This is a genomic window from Streptomyces sp. NPDC001222 (genome assembly GCF_042896945.1).
GTDB classification, from domain to species: domain Bacteria; phylum Actinomycetota; class Actinomycetes; order Streptomycetales; family Streptomycetaceae; genus Streptomyces; species Streptomyces gibsoniae.
Map to the genome: position 1 here is coordinate 32,615 of NZ_JBIAXT010000042.1, position 20,776 is coordinate 53,390.

Consider the following 20,776-nt stretch of genomic DNA (forward strand, 5'->3'; position numbering starts at 1 on the left):
TGAACGACACCGACTTCACCGCGGACGTGTTACCCGCCTTGTCCGTCGCCCGGTACGACACCGTGTGCTGACCGACACCGCTCACCTGCACCGGCGCGCCGTAGTCCTTGTAGGCACCGTTGTCGAGCGAGTACTCGATCTTCGCCACACCCGAATCCGCATCGGAGGCTGTCACCGTCACCGTCGCGCTGGAGACGTAGTTGCCGGAGGCGTCCTTCGTCCCCGACACCGACGCCGACGTGTCCGGCGCCGTGGTGTCCTGCGGCGGGGCGGCCACCACCGTGAACGACACCGACTTCACCGCGGACGTGTTACCCGCCTTGTCCGTCGCCCGGTACGACACCGTGTGCTGACCGACACCGCTCACCTGCACCGGCGACGAGTAATCCACGTACGCACCGCTGTCGAGCGAGTACTCGATCTTCGCCACACCCGAATCCGCGTCCGTGGCCGACACCGTGACAGTCGCACTGTCGACGTAGTCACCCGACGCATCCTTCGTCCCCGAGACTGAAGCCGACGTGTCCGGCGCCGTGGTGTCCTTCGGCGGAGCAGCCACCACCGTGAACGACACCGACTTCACCTCAGACGTGTTACCCGCCTTGTCCGTCGCCCGGTACGACAACGTGTGCTGACCCGCCGTGCTGACCTGCACCGGCGCGGAGTACGCCGCGTAAGCCCCACCGTCGAGCGCGTACTCAATCTTGTCCACGCCGGAACCCGCGTCCGTGGCCGACACCGTGACAGTCGCACTGTCGACGTAGTCACCCGACGCATCCTTCGTCCCCGACACCGACGCCGACGTGTCCGGCGCCGTGGTGTCGCCCCCGGAGCCTGCAGTGACGGTCAGTTCGCCGGACATGATGTGGCCCGGCATCGCGCAGTAGTAACGGTAGACGCCGGGGGTCAGGGTGACCTCCGCCGTGTGCCGGCCGCCGCTGGAGTCCGACGGGCTCGCCTGGACGTTGAGGCTTACGTCGGTGTTGTAGTCGGGGTTCGAGGTGTCGAACGTCAGCGTGTGCGGCATTCCCGTCGTGTTGCCGGTCGCCGCGCTGTTCTCGAACACGATCGTCGCCGGGCCGGCCACCGCGGTGGTGGGGGCGGACGTGTAGCCCATGTAGCCGTCGCCGGCGGTCCAGGTGAGCACCTGGGTCGCGGCCGTGGCGTCGGCGCGACTCCAGGCCGCGTAGGCGGCCGGCGCGGCCAGCGCGAACGCCGTGACCAGCAAGGCTCCCAGCGCCAGCACCACCGAATGCACACCGAATCGGCCCCGTGGCGCTGATCTGGAAGAGGGCGGATCCGTCTGGGTATGGAGCAGTCTTCTCAACACCACTGCACCTTTCGCGAATTCGCTAGTCGCGGTACCGCGCACGGATTCGCGGTCCCGCCGGGTGGACGACCAGCCGCCGGGACGACCGCGTCGGGGCCCGTCCGGCCGGGTGCCGCGTGGAGCTCGGTCCGGAGCGGCGATGGCGCTCGGTCCGTCGGATGACCGGCGCCCTGAACACAGCGGCACGATGGAGGAGTTGTGGGTGATCACCGGTCGTGGCGACGGCGACCGGCCGCGGCCACACGAGCGAGCGAGCAGTGTCCGCTCCACCTCGTGCCGGAACGGTGACGTTGCGTGCCCGTACGCGTAGCTCACCCACCTCTTTGATTGCAGCAACGCTGGGAAGCTACCGGCCTTTTGACGACTCGCCAAGGTCTATGGCCGTAACCCAACCAACTTTGACCCGAGTCTGGAAAAACTGGAGAACCACCGTTACGGTGAGGCCGTTCCGAGGCGTAGTCCGCCTTCCGAGCCGAACCGGTTTCGGCCGCACCGGGGCATCTGCCCGGGCGGACGGTCCCCGGAGCGGCGAAACCGACCCGACGACTCCTCTGTCGAATCCCACGACTTCACTGCCGGCGCCGTGGGGCCGAACGCCCGGCGCACCACCGCAAACCGCAGCGTCCGGAGGCTGCGTTGCCTGGGGCGGCGCACCTCATGACCACGAAACACCGTCAGGCACCCACGCCTGCCGCGGATTGGAGAGCGATGACCGACTCAGGCGTAGGCGCGCGACGCTTCTTGTCCCGGCGATCGTTCGCCACTGGAGCTGTGGCGGCGGCCGTAGCCCCCGCGGTGCTGGGCAGCGCCGCCGCCGCGACCTCGGACAAGTCCGCCACGGCGGACAAGGGCGGTGACGTCCGTACCCTGACGCTGTACATGGAGAAGCTGCCGAACGGGGAGATGGGCTACGGGCTCCGCCCGGGTGAGGCGACGATTCCCGGCCCGCTCATCGAGCTGACCGAGGGCGACACGATGAACATCGAGGTGGTCAACAACCTCGACGTGGCCGCCAGCCTGCACGTGCACGGCCTGGACTACGACGTCGCCAGCGACGGCACCAAGATGAACGACAGCGTGGTGCAGCCGGGCGAGCGGAGAACCTACGTCTGGCGCACCCACGCCCCGGGCAAGCGTCACGACGGGACGTGGGAGGCCGGAAGCGCGGGCTACTGGCACTACCACGACCACAACGTGGGCACCGAGCACGGCACCGGCGGGATCAAGAAGGGGCTGTACGGCCCCGTGGTGGTGCGGCGCAAGGGCGATGTGCTGCCCGACAAGCAGTTCACGGTCGTGTTCAACGACATGACGATCAACAACAGGACCGCTCCCAACACCCCCATGTTCAAGGCCGTTCGCGGTGAGCGGGTGGAGTTCGTCGTGATCACCCATGGCGACTTCTTCCACACCTTCCACGTGCACGGCCATCGCTGGGTGGACAACCGCACCGGGATCCTCGACGGCCCGCAGGACGTCAGCCGGGTCATCGACACCAAGACCACCGGCCCCGCGGACTCCTTCGGATTCCAGGTGATCGCCGGGGAACGGGTCGGCGCGGGCCACTGGATGTACCACTGCCACGTCCAGAGCCACTCGGACATGGGGATGTCCGGGGTGTTCATGGTGACGGAGGCCGACGGCACGGTTCCCGGCGGCATGCACGACATGCCCGGTATGTGAACCTGACCGGCGATCCACAAAAAGCCACGCCCGTCGGACCTGACCGGACGGTCTGACGGGCGTGCACCACCTGCCGCCGTTCGGCCGGCCCTGGGCCGTGAGGTCCCCGGGCGTCCGTGACCTCACCGGCTCCGGCGCCCCGGCCGTCTCCCAACGTCCCGACGGCCGATCCGAATCCGCCTCGCCCGGCGCCCGCCTTGCGAGGCCCGTGCGGCAGCCCTGGCTCCACCCCCTGACCACTCTTCCGTTGTCGGATCGAGTCAAGGAGCAACGATGGGCCGAAGAGACCGGTTCACCCCGTCACGACTGAGCGGAGCACCACCGTCGCACCCTGCGCGAACCCCCCGCCACGCACCGGCCTGGCGACGCGCGGTCATCCTGCTGTCCACTTCCGCGCTGGCACTGGGACTCTCCGCGCTGCCGGCCCTGCAGGCACAGGCGCAGTCGTCGTCCGCGAACGACCAGGAACAGGCAGCCGGCGCCGACGCCTCCGTGAACGTCCTGGTCTTCCACGGACCGGCCGCTCAGCAGGACGACCCCGTCACGGCCGCCGTTTCGACGGTCAAGGAACTGGGTCAGAAGAACGGCTTCTCCGTGGACGAGTCGGACGACCCGTCCGTCTTCACCCCCGACCGCCTGGCCCGCTACCGCGGCGTGGTCTTCCTGTCGGCCAAGGGCGTGTCGCTCACCTCCGAAGAGGAATCCGCGTTCCAGGCCTACGTCAAGGGCGGCGGTGGCTTCGTCGGCGTCCACGACGCGGCGCGCGCGGACGCCGACTCCAACTGGTTCACGGGCCTGATCGGCACGCGTCCGGCCGCCAGCCTGCCCGCCTCCGAGAAGGTGGCGGACGTCACGGCGAGCGACGACAACCCGCCGAACGAGACAAAGGCCAAACTGTTCGACGGCAGCAACAGCACCAAGTGGCTGGCTCATCAGAACACCGCGTGGGTGACGGCGAAGATGGACCACGCGGTCGCGGTGGCCCAGTACGCGCTGACGTCGGCCAACGATTACCCGGGCAGGGACCCCAAGGACTGGACCCTGCAGGGCTCTCAGGACGGGAGCACCTGGAAGACGCTGGACACCCAGTCCGGCCAGAACTTCCAGGACCGTTTCCAGACCAAGCAGTACAGGTTCTCCAACACCACGGCCTACCAGTACTACCGGCTGAACATCACGGCCAACTCCGGTGAGCCGTTGATCCAGTTGGCCGAGCTTCGGCTCTTCGGAGCCGACCCGGCGCCCGCGCCGGAGACCAAGGTGCAGCAGGCGGTCGTGGACGTCACCGACCGCCAGCACCCGGCGAACAAGGGCCTTCCGCTGAAGTGGACCCGGTCCGACCAGTGGATGAACTGGGACCCGAACCCGAGCGGCAATGTCCAGACGGTCGCCCAGGTCGAGGAGAACTCCTACGACGCCGGTCCGGCGGGCAACGGTGCGTTCCACCCGGTCTCCTGGTGCCGGGACTACGACGGCGGCCGGTCGTTCTACACCGGCATGGGCCGCACCGAGGACAGCTACACCTCGGACACCAAGTTCCAGAGTCATCTGCTCGGCGCCATCGAGTGGACGACCGGCATGGTCCGCGGCGACTGCCAGGCGACGATCGCGTCCAACTACTCGGTCGAACGGCTCACGGCCAAGAACCAGTCGGGCCAGCTCGACCAGATCGGTGAGCCTCACGGTCTGACGGTCGCCCCCGACGGCAAGGTCTTCTACATCGGCAAGGCGGCCTGCCCGAGCGGACCGATCCCCGACTGGAACGACCCCAAGGTGGGCCTGGGCTGCGGCACGATCCACCAGTGGGACCCCAAGACCAAGCAGGCCAAGCTGCTCACCACGCTCGACGTGATGGGCAACCGCGGCAGCGGCGACGAACTGGTCAAGAACGAGGAGGGTCTGGTCGGCATCACGCTCGACCCCAAGTTCGACCAGAACGGCTGGATCTACGTCTACTGGATGCCGCACGAGTCGGTCGACCGGGACAAGCAGACGGGTCAGCGCACCGTTTCGCGGCTGACCTACGACTTGAAGAATCAGTCCATCGACAAGAGCACCCGCAAGGACCTGCTGCACTGGACCGCCCAGATCCACAGCTGCTGCCACACCGGCGGCGGCATGACCTTCGACGACAACGGCAACCTCTACGTCGGTGTCGGTGACGACAACTCCTCACAGGGAGCCGGGGCGGGCTACTCCGGGAACAACTGGACCAAGGACTACCAGGGCCTGTCCTTCCAGGACGCCCGCCGTACGGCCGGCAACACCAACGACCTCAACGGCAAGATCCTGCGCATCCACCCCGAGGCCGACGGCACGTACACGATCCCCAAGGGCAACCTGTTCACCGGCAACGAGGAGGGTGGCGGCAAGACCCGCCCGGAGATCTACGTCATGGGTGTCCGCAACATCGCGCGGATCGCCTGGGACAAGACCAACCACTGGCTGACCGCGGCCTGGGTCGGCCCCGACGCGCCGACGCCCGACCCGGAGCTCGGCCCGGCCAAGTACGAGACCGCGACCGTCATCACCTCCGCGGGCAACCAGGGCTGGCCGTACTGCATGGGCAACAAGCAGCCCTACCGTGACCGCAGCAACACCGACGCGAGCGTGCTCACCGGCTGGTACGACTGCGACCACCCGAAGAACACCTCGCCCCGCAACACGGGACTGGTGGACCTCCCGCCGATCCGCAGCAACATGATCTGGTACTCGCCGCAGGGCGGCGGCGTGGACTACCCGAAGCGCAGTGACGGCAGCGGGCTGCCCACGTACGTGCAGAGCGACGAGAAATACACCGAGCCCTACCTCAAGGGCGGCGGCCAGGCCATCATGGACGGCCCGACATACCACCGCTCGGAGGTCGACACCGACAGCGGTGTCGCCTGGCCCTCGTACTGGGACAACAAGTGGTTCATCGGTGACGAGTCCAATGCCAACAACCGCGTCGCGGTCACCGTCACCCCGGACGACGTCAAGGACCAGTCGCAGCCGGCCTTCGGCGAGGACCTGCGCCGGATCCTGCCCGGCGGCGTCGGGGACAACAAGGTCCAGAGCTGGATGGACGCCAAGTTCGGCCCGGACGGCGCGCTCTACATGCTCGACTACGCCGGCGGCTTCTTCAGCCTCGACTCGAACCAGAAGCTGGTCCGCGTCGCCTACCACGGCGGGCCGGCCACGCCGAACCCGAGCGACGCCGCGGGACGCGCGGTCGCGCAGAGCAAGCCGCGGACGATCCAGTTCTCGGCCGCGAAGGCGGGCGGCGTCTCCTGGGAATGGAACTTCGGTGACGGCAGCCAGCCGTCGCACGAGGCCGACCCCACGCACACCTACGCGGCCTACGGCACCTACCACGCCACGCTCAAGGTGACCTACGCCAACGGCGAGCAGTCCACCGGGAAGATCGACGTGACGGCGGGCTGCACGGCGCCCGACGCCCGTTCCACGGTCCGGCTGCTCGACACCGACACCGGTGTGGCCAACCACAAGGTCGGCGGCGGATGCACCATCAACGACCTGATCGACGACGAGGGCACCTGGCCGAACCACGGCGCGTTCGTCAGCAATCTCAACGACCTGGTGGACCAGTTCCGCAAGGACGGAATCATCGACAACCGCGAGGCGGCGACGCTCAGCAAGGAAGGTGCCCAGTCGCCCATCGGCAAGACGCCCGGATACAAGTCCATCTTCGACGGGTCCCCGAGCAGTCTCGCCGGATGGAGCCAGGCCGGCGCGGGCACGTTCTCGCTCCTGCCGGACGGCACCATGCGCAGCTCCGGCGGCATGGGCATGCTGTGGTACAGCAAGCAGCAGTTCAAGGACTACTCGATCAGGCTGCAGTTCCGGGATGTCGCTCCGGAGGGCCACCAGGCCAACAGCGGTGTGTTCGTGAGGTTCCCCGACCCACGGACGCCGCTGGCCCAGAGGCCCGAAGGCTGCAGCACCACGGGATCGGCCCGCACCGCTCCGGAGTGGGTGGCGATCTACTGCGGCAACGAGATCCAGATCTACGACGGCGCCACCGGTGAGCCCCAGAAGACCGGCTCGGTCTACAACTTCGATCCACTCGACCTGGACCATGCGAAGGTCACCCCGAAGGGCCAGTGGAACGACTACGAGATCCGGGTCGTGGGGCAGCACTACACGATCATCCGCAACGGCGTGGTCATCAACGAGTTCGACAACACGCCCGGCAAGTCGTCGTCGCGTGCGGGCGATCCGCCCACGGACCTGCGTCAGTTCCTCAGCGGCTACGTGGGTCTGCAGAACCACAGTGACAACGACCTGATCGAGTTCCGCAACATCCGAACCTGTACGTAATCAAGTTGCTGGTTCTGTCGGCGTGTTGGCTTTCGTGGCAGTGCTGGCGAGGAGGGCCTCGACAGTGCGGTGCGTCACCGATGCCGGCGGGAAGGTGATTCCGTCCTCTTCCAGCAGAGGGCGGACGTCGCGGAAGGCGTTCGTGAGAGTGCCTCTGGTGATCTGAAAAAGCTCGGTGAGGACTCCTCCGGTGCAGACCTTTCGGTCCATGAGCACGGTGGCCAGGACGCGCTCGGCGTCGGTGATCTTTTGTCGGAACACCCCGGCGCGGGTTCCGGGCTGGCGGTGCCCGCCGCGCTGCGTGAAGCGCCGTCGTTCGACCAGCGCGGCCTGCCGTTTCGAGAGCCGGTCGATCAGGGCGTGGAGGTCAGCGCGGCTCATGCCGGTCAGTGCCGGGTCGCAGAGCTGTTCCGGGAGCGCGGGCCGGACTTCGGGGGGTGACATTCCGGTGCGTAGGAACGCCACCAGGTGGTCCGGCTTGGTGAACCGGACTGCGGAGAGACCGACAGCGGTGCCGGTGTCGTCCAGCAGCCGTCGTGTGTCGCCGATGGCCTTGCTGATGGTGCGGTCGCTGAGGGCGAGCATGTCGTACAAGACCTTCTGGGAACAGACCTGCCGCAGGTAGAGCACGGTGATCAGCACCTTGTCGGGGCCGGTCAGCAGGGGGCGGCCATGGTCGCCGGGTGCCTTGCGCCGTTGTCCGCCGCGGTGCTGGTAGCAGCGTTCCTCCCGCTGTGCGGCCTGCGCGGGAGCCAGCCGGTCGCTCAGCGCGGCCAGCTCTTCCCGCGTCATCCCGGTCAGCAGCGGGTCGGCCAGCATCTCCAGGAACTGGGTGCGGGCCGTTTCCCCGGGCCTGCGAACCGCTTCGTGCTCGCTGGGGGCCGGGCCGTCGGGGTGGATGGTGTAGTTCCAGGTTCCACGCTCTTGGTGCTGCTCGATCGGGAGCGAGTCCAGGTACGCCTTGCTGACCGTAGTGCCTGTGGGATACGAGCCCGGGTCAAGTTCCGCTTCGACCTGTAGCCCGGTGCGGGTCCGCGTCGCGGCGATGGTCTTGACGACCACTTCGTGGCTGGTCAGCGGGCGGCCGCGCCAGTTCATGGCGATATGGGAGAACAAGCGGTGCTCGACCTTGTTCCATTTCGATGTGCCGGGAGGAAAGTGACACACCGTGACGGCCAGGCCCGTCTCGGCCGCGAAGGCGGCCAGTTCGGACTTCCAGACCCGGTAGCGGTAACTGTTGGAGCCACCCGCGTCCGCAGTGATCAGCAGGCGGGTGGCGTGCGGGTAGTCATGGTGCCCGCGGGCCTGCCACCAGCGACGGATGGAGGCGACCGCAAAGGCGGAGGTGTCGTGGTCGACACCGACGTTGACCCAGCCGGTATCGGCGGTCAGGTCGTAGATGCCGTAGGGGATGGCCGCATCGCCCTTCGGACCGGTGAAGAAGCTGTGGTCCTCCACCTGGACCGGGTCGCCCTTCGGCCGCCACTGACGGCCCACGTTCGGCAGCTGGCCGAGCATCTCCTTCTTCTTCGTGTCCACGCTGATCACCGGCTCGCCGTCAGCCTGATGCTGCTTGACCTGCTCGTTGATGTATCGGAACTGGGCATCTCGGTCCGAGTGTTGCTTGCCCTCCAGCGTCTTGGCCTGGGCCTGCAGGCTGAACCCGTTCTCCTTCAGCAGCCGGCCCACCGTCATCGCCGAGACGGGGTGACCCTGGCGGGTCAATTCCTGGGCCAGACTCCGCAGCGATTTCGTCGTCCAGCGCAGCGGCGACATCGGATCGCCTCGCTCGTCCGGCTCCACCAGCGCCATCAGCGCGGGCAGCACCCCGGAATCGACCTCCTCAGCACGCTTGCGTCCCCCGCCTGGCCTACGTACCCGCCCTTCGGAAAGCTCGAGCTCGCCGGACTCCAGCTCGACGACGCCTCGGCGGACCGTCGTCTCACTCACCTTGGCGGCACGGGCGACGGCCCGGATCCCGCCATGCCCGAGCAGCCGGGCCTCCGTCGCACACATCAACCGTCGCTGCCGCTCGTTCAGATGCGGCAGCAACACCTCGAATCGCACAGCGAGTTGGCTGCGCACCCCCTCCGGAAACGCCATACCAGATCAACGACGCCAGCAGACGGAAGCGACACCTTGTTTCTCTACGGCCCCTCCGGGTGCGGGACCTGTAGCAAGGAGCGATCGGCGCCGGGCTCGGGGCGGCAGCCCCGGGCCCGGCTCTGCCACGAGTCGGCCCGACCACGCGACCGCGGCGGCTCCTCCCGGGCCGCTCCTCCGCCGGATTGAACCGTTCAACGCGGTAGAAGTTTTCGTATGAGAGCGGAACAAACCCGAACCTAAGCAGCGGTGCCGCCCTTGACCCTGTGCACTCGAACAGTTACGCAAGCTACAGCAGTTACCCGAGTCACCTGAAACGTTTGCAAGCGATTGACGATCCCGCGGTCGATCACGGGTTCTGGTCCCGCCAGTCGGGCGACGGCCTTCCCCGCGTTCCCTGCCGGCCGCACTCGGCGAAGGAGACGGAAGTGTCCACGCTCAGCTACCAGACAGGCCGGCTGCCCCAGTCCGACAACACGCGTCTGCTCGGAGACGAGGTCCACCTGCTGTCGCTCCTGGCGACCGGCCTGCCGGTCGAGGCCGTCGCCCGGCGGCTCCACGTCTGCCCCCGCACGGTGCGGCGACGCTGCCGGGGCGTGTGCGACAAGATAGGGGTCAGCAGCGTCATCGAGGCCGTCGCCTGGGCGGCGCGCCGCCGGCTGATCTGATCCGACGCGGTCTGAACGCGCCTTCGAGAGCCTCTCAAAACTCCTGACAGCTTCCACAAGCCGAAGACCCGCACAACACGCCTGCGCGCCCGGCCGCGTCCCGCAAGGGGCGCGGCCGGGCGCGCAGGGGCCGGGGTCTGTCCGGTGCTTCGCGTCTCGGCCCGGCGTCAGTGGTCAGACGGTGTCGCCGTAGGCCAGCTCGCTCGCCGGCACGGCGGCGCCGAAGACCCCGGCGCGGCCGCCCAGCTCGGACAGCACGATCGGCAGGTCGCCGGTGGCCAGCGGCAACGACCGCTGGTAGACGACGCTACGGAGTTCCGCGAGCAGGACGTGCCCGAGGTCGGCGCGACGCCAACGCCCGCTGGCGGCCGTCGGTCACCTCGACGCCGACCGAGCGGGCGTCGAGGTCGATCGCGGCCAGGCGCAGATCGGGGTTGAGGTCCACGACAGGGGAGCGGCGTCTGCCGCAGGAGGCGTTCGGCCCCGCCTCCACTACGGCCCCCGACGCCATCAGGCGGTCGAGCTCGGCCAGCAGGCGCGGACGCGGCACCTGGAGCTGGCCGGTCAACTGGGCGCGAACTGCGGACCGTGGTCCCGCAGCAGGGTGAGCAGACCGTACCGGACGCTCACTTGGCTCACCTTCTGGGGGAAGGCACGGCTCGCCGGCCCGCGTTGTCCGCGCCGACGAGGGACATGAGAAGCGGCCGCCCCGCTGTGCCGCCCGCCCCGGCAGGAGCGGGGCGGGAGGCGGGGGCGGAGCGATGACGTCGTATCAGGACAACAGGTCCGCAAGCGCGGTGTAGCTGCGCTGCGCGGCACCGAGCGAACCGGGCGGGTCGGGCTGGGTGCCGGGGGCGGTGTCCTGCTCCCAGATGCCGTGGTGGTTGCCGAAGGGGCCGATCGCGTGGATGAAGCGCTGGTAGCGCATGTCCCCGGCACCGAACTCGGTCATGTCGTAGCCGTCGGCGGCCTTGGGGTCGGTCTTGCCGTCCTTCATGTGGAACAGCGTGTACCGGTAGGGGTGCTTGCGCACGTACGCGGCGGGGTCGAAGCCCGGGTAGCGGAACTGGCCGACGAAGGCCCAGTACACGTCCATCTCGAGGTAGACATGGGCGGAGTCGGTGTTCTCCAGGAAGACGTCGTACAGACGCACCGCCGGCTGGTCCGTGGCGAAGGCGAACTCGGCCCAGTGGTTGTGCTGGTAGAGCTTGAGCCCGCGCGCCGTCGCGGCCTCGCCCCAGTGGTTGAATTCCTGCGCGGCCGCCTGGTAGGCGACGACCGTCCGGGTGTCCGAGGGGGCGTTCGGGGTCCCGATGTTCGGCATGCCGAGGATCTGGGCGTTGTCGAGCTCCTGCTGCAGGTTGCTGCGGAAGGCGCCGATGCCGATGTGGCTGCCGATGGCCCGCAGGCCGTTGTCGTCGAGCAGCGTGCGGATCTCCTGGACGGTGATCTGCCGGCCGAGGATGGAGGTGTTCTGGGTGTAGCCGGCGAACTCGACCTCCTTGTAGCCCATCCGCGACAGCTCCTCGAAGACGACGCGGAAGCCGAGTTGACTGACCTTGTCGCGGACGCTGTAGAGCTGGATGCCGATGGCGTCCTTGGGGATGGTCAGGCTGGCGCCCTGGGGCCCGGCGTGCGGGGCGAGTGTCTGGGCGGCTGCGGGGAGCGCGCCTGCGACGGACGCCGCGCCGATCGCCACGGTGCCGGCGGCTGCCGCGCGCAGAAAGCCTCTGCGGTCGAAGTCATGGGTGAACTTACCCATCATCACTCCTTAGATGTGGAGCACCCCCGAGCCGCAGTACGCCCGCGGTGGGGGCCGTCAAGGACAGACGCCCTCGCCCGGGGTGTTCGGACGGGGGTGGTACGGGGGCGTTCGCCGGCCAGGAACGCCTGGCGGACGGGCAGTTGGCGGAACTCACGGGGGACGGCGGGAGTCGTGCCCGGTGAGCGGGCGCGGTGCGGCTGCCGGGGCGCGGATCCTCGGGGATCGCGCGACGGCGACAGCACGACCTCGACTCCCTGGCGGACGATGAACACCTCAGATCGCCGATAGTTCACCATGGACTGCCAGTACTTTTCACGAGACGAGCAAAAGATGTGGCCACTTGAGGTCATGAAACGCGGCTACTGAGCAGTACTTCTTGACAGTGCGTGGCCACGGATTCACGCTCGTGACGCTTCATCAGGGAGCCGTGGACCCCACCGAGCCCTGAGTTCACGTCCCACTCCGGACCGCACGACCACAGCCGTTGCTCCGTCCGCAGTCACACCGGGCTCGACACCGGTCTTGGGCGGCCGCGCACACCTGGGTCACCTGCCCACTCCCCCGGTGAAACGGCACACGCCGACGCCCGGGCATCCGGACCCGGCTCGATACCCCGCGCGACGCGACCGATCGCGCCATGTCCAACGCAGCGCCACACGAGAGGCAGGCAGTACGTGCGTACACCAGTAAGCCGACTACTCACCGCCACGTTGAGCGCAGTGCTCAGCGTGGGGGTCGCGGTGGCCGGATCGACGGCCGCGCAGGCGCGGACCGAGCCGGCGGCCCGTACGGCCGCGGCCGCACCCGGTGCCGCGACGTCCGACTTCCAGCAGGTCACCCTCGCCAAGGGACCGGACCAGGTGGGCGAGCCCATGGGACTCGCCGTGCTGCCCGACGGCAGCGCACTGCACAGCTCCCGCGACGGGACCATCTACCACACCACCCTCGACGGCCTCACCGACGTGGCGGCGAAGCTGTCGGTCTACACCCATGACGAGGACGGGTTGCAGACCATCGCGCTCGACCCGCACTTCGCCAAGAACCACTGGGTCTACGCCTACTACGCGCCGAGGCTGGACACCCCCATGACCGACGCCCCGGAGAACGGAACAGCAGCCGACTTCGCGCCCTACAAGGGCCACAACCAGCTGTCCCGCTTCACCTTCACCGACGGCAAGCTGGACCTGTCCAGCGAGAAGAAGATCATGCAGGTCGACACCGACCGCGGGCAGTGCTGCCATGTCGCGGGCGACATGCACTTCGACGGCAACGGCAACCTGCTGCTGAGCACAGGTGACGACTCCAATCCGTTCGCCTCCGACGGCTACGCCCCCATCGACCGGCGGCCGAACCGCAACCCCGTCTTCGACAACGAGCGCTCCACGGCCAACACCGACGACCTGCGCGGCAAGCTGCTTCGGATCAAGGTGCACGACAACGGCACGTACACGATTCCGGACGGCAACCTCTTCCCGCGGAACACCGCGAAGACGCGTCCCGAGATCTACGCGATGGGCTTCCGCAACCCCTTCCGGTTCAACGTCGACAAGAAGACCGGCGTCATCTACCTGGCCGACTACGGCCCGGACGCCGGCACCGCGAACCCCAAGCGCGGGCCGGAGAACACCGTCGAGTACAACCGGATCACCAAGCCCGGCTTCTTCGGATGGCCGTACTGCATCGGCAACAACACGCCGTACGTCCAGTACGACTTCGCCACCGGAGAGTCCGGGCAGCCCTTCGACTGCGCCCACCCGGTCAACGACGCTCCCCTGAACACCGGCCTGAAGAACCTGCCTCCGGCCCAGCCGGCCTGGATCTGGAACCACTACGCGGGCAACCCGCAGTTCCCCCAGCTCGGCGGCCAGGGCGCGCCGATGGGCGGCCCCGTCTACAACTACGACTCGCAGCTGAAGTCATCGGTCAAGTTCCCCCAGAGCTATGACGGGAAGTTCTTCGCCTACGAGTTCGGCGCCCACTGGATCAAGCCGATCTCGTCCGACAGCAGCGGAAAGATCCAGTCGATCGACACCCTGACCAACGGCAGGGACTGGGCCAACCTGGTCGAGCCCATCGACACCGAGTTCGGCCCGGACGGCTCGCTGTACGTGCTCGACTACGGCAGCGCGTGGTTCGGCGGCTCGTTGGACGCCGGGCTCTACAAGATCGAGTACGCGCCGGGCAACAAGGCGCCGACCGCAATGATCAAGACCGACACGTCGTCGGGCAAGGCACCGCTGACGGTCAAGTTCGACGGTACGGCGTCGACCGACCCGGAGAACGACAAGCTCAGCTACGCCTGGGACTTCGACAACGACGGCAAGACCGACTCCACGAGTGCCACCCCGTCGTTCACCTACACCGCGAACGGCCAGTACCACGCCAAGCTCACGGTCAGCGACCCGAGCGGCAGGACGGGTGTCGCCGCGGTCCTGGTCACGGTGGGCAACTCCGCTCCGGTGCTGTCGTTCTCCCAGCCCCCGAACGGACTGACGTTCAAGGACGGGGACAAGATCGCGTGGAAGATCGACGCGACGGACCCGGACGGCACCCCTGTGGACTGCTCCAGGGTCCAGGTCAGCTACGCGCTCGGCCATGACATGCACTCCCACAACCTCTCGCAGGCCACGGGGTGCAGCGGTACGTTCTCCATGACCACGGCGGGCCACACGGACGCAGACAACTTCTACGCCATCCTCTCCGCGAGCTACACCGACACCTCCCCGACCGCCGGGGTTCCCGACCTCACCGGCACGACGCAGATCGTTCTGCAGCCCAACTCCCGGCAGGCCGAGTTCTTCCGCACGCAGTCCGGTGTGCAGACGAGCTCAGTCGCCGGCGCCGAGGGCGGCAAGGCGGTCACGTCGATCAACGACGGTGACTGGATCGAGTTCGACCCGTACGACCTCCAGGGTGTGAGCAAGGTCGGCTTCCGGGCCGAGTCGAGCGGTGCCGGCGGCACGATCGAGATCCACACCGATGCGCCCGACGGCCCGCTGGCCGGCACGGCGACGATCGGCAGCACCTCCGGTGCCTTCACGACGGTCAGCGCACCGGTGACCGATCCGGGCGGGACGCACAAGCTGTACTTCGTCTTCAAGGGCGGCAGCGGCGACCTGTTCGACCTGGACGCCTTCACGATGAGCTGAGCCGGTTGCCGTTCCCTGCCCCGCCGGGCCGTCACCGACGCCCGGCGGGGCAGCGCGGTCACCGGCCCCGGCACGTCCCGCCCCGTCGCCGGGGGCGGACAGCGAGTTTCCGAGGGGCGAGTCGAGCGCTGCCGACACGGTCGTGGTGGCGCTGTGTCGTCACTCCCCGAGCACCAGTCGCTCCAGCGCCACCCGTGCCCGCGCGTCGGACTGTGCACGGGCCGCGACCGCGATCGCGAGCTCCCGTACCCACTCCTTGCCCCGTCGCAGATCGTCAAGGGTCCCTCAGCGTCCGCATCCCCGAGGTCCAGCGCCGACTGCCGGTCACTCACCGTGTCGACTGCGGCCAAGACCGAAGTGACCGCCGCGTACGGCCGTCAAAGCCGGCCGCGGCTCGTGGACATCCGGCCCCGTACCGGCACCTTCTACTACGGCAGCTGCGGCAGCACGACCTACGCGGCCGCAATGTTCGTGCCGACCGTCGGCGCCACCTACGCCGAGCGGGTGGCCAGTCAGGACGACGGCGCCGCGATGAAGTACTTCTCCCGTTCCGGCAACGGCAACTGGACCCTCATCGCCAGTGACGGCCTTCCCCGCGACCCGCGCGGCTGTGCCGCCGTCCCGCAGATCCCGGCACCTCTGGCCACCCACTGGGCCGACTGCCTGGCAGTTCCGTGACCGGGTGAACCTCGTCAGGTCTCAACAAGGAACCCCTTCCGTGGAAGCATGCCACCTCGGCTCGCGTGCGGTCGACAACGGCCACACCCTGCGGACGCTCACGTGGTGCACTCGATCACCTGGATCAGCGGGCCCTCCGGAACTCCCGCTCGCCGCCGCCCTGTGCGGTGCCGCGGCTCTGGCTCTGCCTCTCGATGAGATCCGGCGCGGTGCCCTCTTCGATCACGGCCTCGACTGGCCGACAGGCCACGCGACTTCACTCGGCAACGTGCCGGATGACCAGCACGGCCACATCGTCGAGGTGGTCCACCGCGACCACGGCGTCCAGGACGCGGGCGCCCGTTCTCCCCGGCCCCGTTCGGCTGAATGTGTCCTTCGCCGAAGGACCGGCCACTGCTAGCGTCCGGCGGAGCGGGAGACGGGGGCAGGCGATGGCAGCAGCCGAGGTGATCGATCTGGTCGCGATGGGCGAGGACTTCGTCCGCGACCCCTATCCGGTTTACGCGGCGCTGCGGAAGCGCGGCCCCGTGCACAAGGTGCGGATTCCAGAGGGTACGGAGGCCTGGCTCGTTGTCGGGTACGAGGCCGGCCGGGCAGCGCTCGTAGATCCGCGGTTGTCCAAGCAGTGGAAGAACGCCTCGCCCTCCTTTCCGATCCCCAGTCCGTCTGCGGGACCGCACATGCTCAACTCCGACCCGCCGGACCATGAGCGGCTGCGCAAGCTCGTCGTCCGCGAGTTCACACCGCGCCGGATCGAGCAGCTCGCGCCGCGTGTGCAGCAGATCACCGACGAGTTGCTCGACGCGATGGTGGCGGTTCCGGAAGGACGGGCCGATCTCGTCGAGGCACTCTCGTTCCCCATGCCGATCTCGGTGATCTGCGAGCTGCTCGGTGTGCCGATGCTGGACCGGGCCGCGTTCTGCGCCTGGACCGGCACGATCCTCACCGACCCCGACCCGGAGGCGCGGCTGGCGGCGGCAGGTGAGGTGTCCGTATATCTCGTCGACCTGCTGGAGCGCAAGCGCCTGTTCCCGGGCCAGGACCTGATGAGCGCTCTGATCCGCACCACCGACGAGGACGGTGACCGGCTGTCCGCGGACGAACTGCGCGGTATGGCCTGGCTGCTGCTGGTCGCGGGGCATGAGACCACGGTCAACCTGATCTCCAACGGCGTATTGGCCCTGCTGACCCATCCCGATCAACTCAGCGCACTGCGTGCGGACATGACGCTCATCGACAACGCGGTGGAGGAGATGCTGCGCTACGACGGGCCGGTGGAGACGCCGACGTTCAGGTTCACCACAGCACCGGTCGAGATCGGCACCACAGTCATCCCCGGCGGCGGTGAGCTGGTCCTCGTGGCCCTGGCGGACTCGAACCACGACCCGGCACGCTTCCCCGACCCCGGCCGCTTCGACATCCGGCGGGCCGCGGGTGGTCATGTCGCCTTCGGCCACGGCATCCACTACTGCCTCGGCGCGCCGCTCGCCCGCATGGAGGCCCGGATCGCGATCCGCTCCCTGCTGGAGCGCTGCCCCGAACTCGCACTCGACGCCCACCCGGCCGCCCTGATCTGGCGCCACGGCATGCTCATCCGGGGCCCGCGTCAGCTGCCGGTGCGGTGGACGTCCTGCCCTTGAGCCAGTACGAGAGCACACCCGCCGACACCTGCAAACCCGGTCGGCTGCAAGTCCAGCGGCATCGACCGCTTCCGGTGGCAGCTGTTCACGCGCGACCACGCCCCATCGCTCACAAGGCGCTCCTCAGCGGGCGCAGTGCAGCGGCGCCGGCCCGCCCCAGCGCGGACACCGGTGACCCTGCCCATCTCATGAGGTCGCGCGGCAAGTCGGTGTCGAGCTCGATGGTCACCCGGACGTATCGGGTGTACAGCTGAGCGACCTTGACGGGACGGGGGACGGCGGCATCCGGTTCGCGCTGCAACGCGGCTCGGTAGGTGTCCTTGCGCTGATTCATGCTTGGTCCTGTCGCTTGATGAGTTCGTCCGCGAGGTCCATGTACGCCGAGCCCTTGGCCTCGACAGGACTACCGAATGACTGGGCGTACAGGTCGAGCCGCGGAATGTGGGTGGACAACACGTCGAATCCCCGCTCGGTGAGAGCTTCGCGGGCATCGGCGTCAGGTCCGGTACGCGTGGCGTCGGCACGATTCGTTCGGTTCAGCAGAATGGCGGCGCGAGCCGGCTGGATGCGCAGGGACTGTACGTCGCCCATCTCGCCACCGATGGGCGCCATGCGATCCAACTCGATGGGAGCCGGCGCCACCGGCAAGATCCACTCGCTTGCGTACCTCATGATGCTCCGGGCGATGTGCGCGTGGTCCTCCATCTGAGGAGCGTCGAATACGACGGCCTGCCGGTCGCCCAGGAAGTCGTTCACGCGCCGGTGCACGTCGCCCACCGGAAGAGCGACCACAGGAAACGGGAAGCCACCTGCCAATTCGCTCCAGTGCAGCGCGGAGGAGGCGGGGTCACTGTCGACCAGCAGCGGCGGGACACCCGACTCGTGAAGTGCGTGGGCCAACCAGACTGCGCTGGTCGTCTTTCCCACTCCGGGCTTCAGGTTCACAAAGGCGTAGCTCAGCGACACGAGACTCAACGTATGGCCGCGATCGACTGCCGGCCGTCGGCTCGGGGCACACCCTTTCGTTGTTCACCCTACGGCGCCAATGAATCATTCGGACGGTCCAGTACGGAAGTCGTCGGTCAGCACCGTCTTGCCATGTCTGCCGCTGAGGGAGTTGCCGCCCCTCTTGTCGGCCGGACCGTACTCGTCATGCCGAGGTGATCGGACCTCGCCCTCAGGTGCGTCCGGCAGCCGCTCGGTCAGCGTCCGCAACAACCGGTACTCAGCGGCCGGTTGCATCTACTGACCCACGCGGCCGGCGACGTCGCATCGCCTGCCGGCTCCTCCACGGACTCATGCTCCGTCGTCGTCCCGCCCATGTGGCCAGGCACCTTGATGAGCGGGTCCGCCGTTGATCGGACGCTCCCCGTCCCGGCGTCACCGGACCCTCTGCGCCTCCCCGGGGGCAAGGTCACGTTTCGGCATCCCCGTGCACACCCCTAGGTCGTACCGACTGGTCGGTACTAGCCTCTGCGCACACCTTCCCCATCTGGACACAGAGACCCCGGGGTTCGGCCCACCTGGCCGAACAGTGCTCGTGCCAGCCGCGCCGCAAGGCGTGCACTGTCCGCACCCACCCCACCGGGCCCATGGGCCCGCACCCAGGAGCCGCCGCATGACTTCCATGCCTGCTTCGCCCGACGACACGAATCTCGGACCAGCCGATACCGGCACACCAAAAACCTCCGGCCGTTCCGCCGCCCGGTTGTGGCGCCGCGAGCTGAACGACTACCCCGTCACCTCACGCCGCATGGCGTACCTGGCGATCGTGGTGCTGACCACCGTGGTCCTGTACTACGCCCTCTACGTGCAGTACGCGGTCGCCACGTCGATCATCATGCACTTCCACATGACCTACAGCTATTTCGTGTGGGTCTCCGTCATCGGCAACGCGGTCGGCGCCTTCGCCTCGCTCGTGGCGGGCCTCGCCGACCGCTGGGGCCGGGCCAACATGGTGGTCTACGGACTTCTCGCCGCCGCCCTGCTCAGCCTCCTCGGGCTGCCCAACGCCCCGGACAAGAGCACCTACCTGGTGCTTTTCGCCGGCCTCAGCTTCATCGAAGGCATCGTGCTGGTGGCCACGCCGGCACTGATCCGGGACTTCTCTCCACAGCTCGGCCGGGCCACCGCAATGGGCTACTGGACCATGGGCCCGGTCATCGGGAGCCTGGTCGTCACCGTCGTCACCAGCAGCACCCTGTCCTTCGCCGACTGGCAGGACGAGCTGCGCTACTCCGGCTGGGCCGGGCTTGCCGTCTTCGTGTTGGCGCTGATGGGACTGCGCGAGCTGTCGCCCCGGCTGCGTGATCAGATCATGGTCAGCCTCCGCGACCGTGCGCTGGTCGAAGCGCGGGCCAAGGGCATGAATCCGAGGACGGCGACCAAGGCCCACTGGCGCCAGATGCTACGGCTGGACGTCGTCGGCTCGGCCACCGCTGTCAGTCTCTTCCTCCTCCTCTACTTCGGCGCTGTGGGAAACCTCGTCGTCTATTTCGCCGCGACCTTCGGCTACAGCGAGCAGCGCACCAACGGGCTGGCCAACTGGTACTGGGCGGCCAACGCGGTGGCACTGGTGGCGGCGGGGCTGCTCTCCGACAGGTTGAAGGTGCGCAAGCCCTTCATGATCGTCGGAGCGATCGGCTCGATCACGGTCACCGTGCTCTTCGCCCTGCACGCCACGGAGCCGCGCACCGGCTACTACACCTTCGCCGCACTGTTCGTCGCCATCGGTGTGCTCACAGGCGTCACCTACGCACCCTGGATGGCGAGCTTCACCGAAACCGTGGAGAAGCAGAACCCGGCCGCCACGGCGACCGGTCTGGCCGTGTGGGGATGGATCATCCGGGCGGTGGTCGCGATCTCCACAGCGTTCGTCCCGGTCGTGGTGACGTCGGCCACGCCACTGGTCGAACATGGCGCCCAGGTGCAGGCCGCGAGTGTCCGGGCCGCCCCCGCACTGTCCATCATCGACGCCCACCCGCGGCTTTTCGCCGAACTCGACGCGTACCCTCCCACTGCAGTCCCGCCGGCGCTGGCGGCTCAGGCGGTGCGCGAGGTCGGGGCCGACGGCCTGGCCACCGTGCGCCGGGCCCAGCCGCAGTTGGCACTGCTGCAACGCTACGGATCCCAGGTGAAGAGCGCCACGGCCGAGGGTCCCGAGCAGTGGCGCACCTGGTGGCTGATCTGTGCCGCCGGACAAGTGATCTTCCTGCCGTTCATCTTCGCCATGGTCGGCCGTTGGAGCCCTCGGAAGGCCCGCGACGAGGCGGCGGAGCACCAGCGCGCCGTGGATCGTGAACTGGCGGCCCTCGCCGAGGAGGGCCACTGACCGCGCCCGAGAGACAGAATTCGCCCTAGCCTGCCACCTTGGCACCCGTGTTCGGAAGGCAACCTACACGGTTCCCCTCATACCTCTGCCCCACATCATCCCACTTCGC

General features: G+C 68.2%; 13 protein-coding genes and 1 pseudogene. 7 read left to right on the forward strand and 7 right to left on the reverse strand.

Annotated elements, in window-relative coordinates:
• Window positions 1-1,249: OmpL47-type beta-barrel domain-containing protein (locus ACFY2Z_RS36415; protein ID WP_390748295.1), on the reverse strand; the 1,249-nt coding region annotated here is incomplete at its 3' end.
• A gap of 789 nt (window positions 1,250-2,038) precedes the next feature.
• Here ACFY2Z_RS36415 and ACFY2Z_RS36420 point away from each other — a divergent pair.
• Both ACFY2Z_RS36420 and ACFY2Z_RS36425 read left to right on the forward strand, forming a co-directional pair.
• Window positions 2,039-3,013 (forward strand): multicopper oxidase domain-containing protein, encoded by a 975-nt coding sequence (locus ACFY2Z_RS36420; RefSeq protein ID WP_390748277.1) that lies wholly within the window; start codon window positions 2,039-2,041, stop codon window positions 3,011-3,013.
• Between the two features lie 273 nt (window positions 3,014-3,286).
• Complete coding sequence (locus ACFY2Z_RS36425) at window positions 3,287-7,333, forward strand: ThuA domain-containing protein (protein ID WP_390748278.1); 4,047 nt, start codon at window positions 3,287-3,289, stop codon at window positions 7,331-7,333.
• Here the strand turns inward: ACFY2Z_RS36425 and ACFY2Z_RS36430 are convergent, their stop codons facing one another.
• Window positions 7,334-9,436, reverse strand: coding sequence for an ISAzo13 family transposase (locus tag ACFY2Z_RS36430; protein ID WP_390748279.1), 2,103 nt, complete (start codon window positions 9,434-9,436; stop codon window positions 7,334-7,336).
• Window positions 9,437-9,864: 428 nt separating this feature from the next.
• Here ACFY2Z_RS36430 and ACFY2Z_RS36435 point away from each other — a divergent pair, with 428 nt between their 5' ends.
• Complete coding sequence (locus ACFY2Z_RS36435) at window positions 9,865-10,104, forward strand: LuxR C-terminal-related transcriptional regulator (RefSeq protein ID WP_390748280.1); 240 nt, start codon at window positions 9,865-9,867, stop codon at window positions 10,102-10,104.
• A 174-nt stretch (window positions 10,105-10,278) separates the two neighbouring features.
• Here the strand turns inward: ACFY2Z_RS36435 and ACFY2Z_RS36440 are convergent.
• The 3 genes and pseudogenes from ACFY2Z_RS36440 to ACFY2Z_RS36450 all read right to left on the reverse strand — a co-directional run.
• Window positions 10,279-10,443: pseudogene (locus tag ACFY2Z_RS36440) on the reverse strand (sugar kinase); the annotation flags it as partial.
• Entirely contained in the window at window positions 10,412-10,672 is a 261-nt protein-coding gene (locus tag ACFY2Z_RS36445) for a hypothetical protein (protein ID WP_390748281.1), read from the reverse strand. The gene ACFY2Z_RS36445 and the pseudogene ACFY2Z_RS36440, both read right to left, overlap by 32 nt.
• 204 nt (window positions 10,673-10,876) lie before the next feature.
• Window positions 10,877-11,866 carry a sugar phosphate isomerase/epimerase family protein gene (locus ACFY2Z_RS36450; protein WP_390748282.1) on the reverse strand — a complete coding sequence of 330 codons (990 nt, stop codon included), beginning with the start codon at window positions 11,864-11,866 and terminating at the stop codon, window positions 10,877-10,879.
• Window positions 11,867-12,588: 722 nt separating this feature from the next.
• Here ACFY2Z_RS36450 and ACFY2Z_RS36455 point away from each other — a divergent pair.
• The 3 genes from ACFY2Z_RS36455 to ACFY2Z_RS36465 all read left to right on the forward strand — a co-directional run bounded on the left by ACFY2Z_RS36455 (window position 12,589) and on the right by ACFY2Z_RS36465 (window position 17,336).
• Entirely contained in the window at window positions 12,589-15,018 is a 2,430-nt protein-coding gene (locus tag ACFY2Z_RS36455) for a PQQ-dependent sugar dehydrogenase (protein WP_390748296.1), read from the forward strand.
• A 333-nt stretch (window positions 15,019-15,351) separates the two neighbouring features.
• Window positions 15,352-15,696 carry a hypothetical protein gene (locus ACFY2Z_RS36460; RefSeq protein WP_390748283.1) on the forward strand — a complete coding sequence of 115 codons (345 nt, stop codon included), beginning with the start codon at window positions 15,352-15,354 and terminating at the stop codon, window positions 15,694-15,696.
• Between the two features lie 431 nt (window positions 15,697-16,127).
• On the forward strand, window positions 16,128-17,336 hold the full coding sequence (locus tag ACFY2Z_RS36465; protein WP_390748284.1) for a cytochrome P450: 1,209 nt from the start codon (window positions 16,128-16,130) through the stop codon (window positions 17,334-17,336).
• Between the two features lie 109 nt (window positions 17,337-17,445).
• Here ACFY2Z_RS36465 and ACFY2Z_RS36470 read toward each other — a convergent pair whose 3' ends face one another.
• Window positions 17,446-17,670 carry a hypothetical protein gene (locus ACFY2Z_RS36470; RefSeq protein WP_390748285.1) on the reverse strand — a complete coding sequence of 75 codons (225 nt, stop codon included), beginning with the start codon at window positions 17,668-17,670 and terminating at the stop codon, window positions 17,446-17,448.
• Window positions 17,667-18,302, reverse strand: a complete 636-nt coding sequence (locus ACFY2Z_RS36475; protein ID WP_390748286.1) for an AAA family ATPase — start codon at window positions 18,300-18,302, stop codon at window positions 17,667-17,669. The genes ACFY2Z_RS36470 and ACFY2Z_RS36475 overlap by 4 nt, the downstream gene beginning before the upstream one ends.
• A 652-nt stretch (window positions 18,303-18,954) precedes the next feature.
• Between ACFY2Z_RS36475 and ACFY2Z_RS36480 the strand changes: the two genes are divergently transcribed.
• The gene (locus ACFY2Z_RS36480) at window positions 18,955-20,667 is read left to right on the forward strand and encodes an MFS transporter (RefSeq protein ID WP_390748287.1); all 1,713 of its coding nucleotides are present in this window, start codon (window positions 18,955-18,957) and stop codon (window positions 20,665-20,667) included.
• The last annotated feature ends 109 nt before the right edge of the window (window positions 20,668-20,776 follow it).

Coding starts and splice junctions, on each gene's coding strand:
- ACFY2Z_RS36480 (WP_390748287.1), top strand. CDS start 18,955: ATGACTTCCATGCCTGCTTCGCCCGACGACACGAATCTCGGACCAGCC.
- ACFY2Z_RS36470 (WP_390748285.1), bottom strand. CDS start 17,670: ATGAATCAGCGCAAGGACACCTACCGAGCCGCGTTGCAGCGCGAACCG.
- ACFY2Z_RS36430 (WP_390748279.1), bottom strand. CDS start 9,436: ATGGCGTTTCCGGAGGGGGTGCGCAGCCAACTCGCTGTGCGATTCGAG.
- ACFY2Z_RS36425 (WP_390748278.1), top strand. CDS start 3,287: ATGGGCCGAAGAGACCGGTTCACCCCGTCACGACTGAGCGGAGCACCA.
- ACFY2Z_RS36420 (WP_390748277.1), top strand. CDS start 2,039: ATGACCGACTCAGGCGTAGGCGCGCGACGCTTCTTGTCCCGGCGATCG.
- ACFY2Z_RS36450 (WP_390748282.1), bottom strand. CDS start 11,866: ATGGGTAAGTTCACCCATGACTTCGACCGCAGAGGCTTTCTGCGCGCG.
- ACFY2Z_RS36465 (WP_390748284.1), top strand. CDS start 16,128: ATGGCAGCAGCCGAGGTGATCGATCTGGTCGCGATGGGCGAGGACTTC.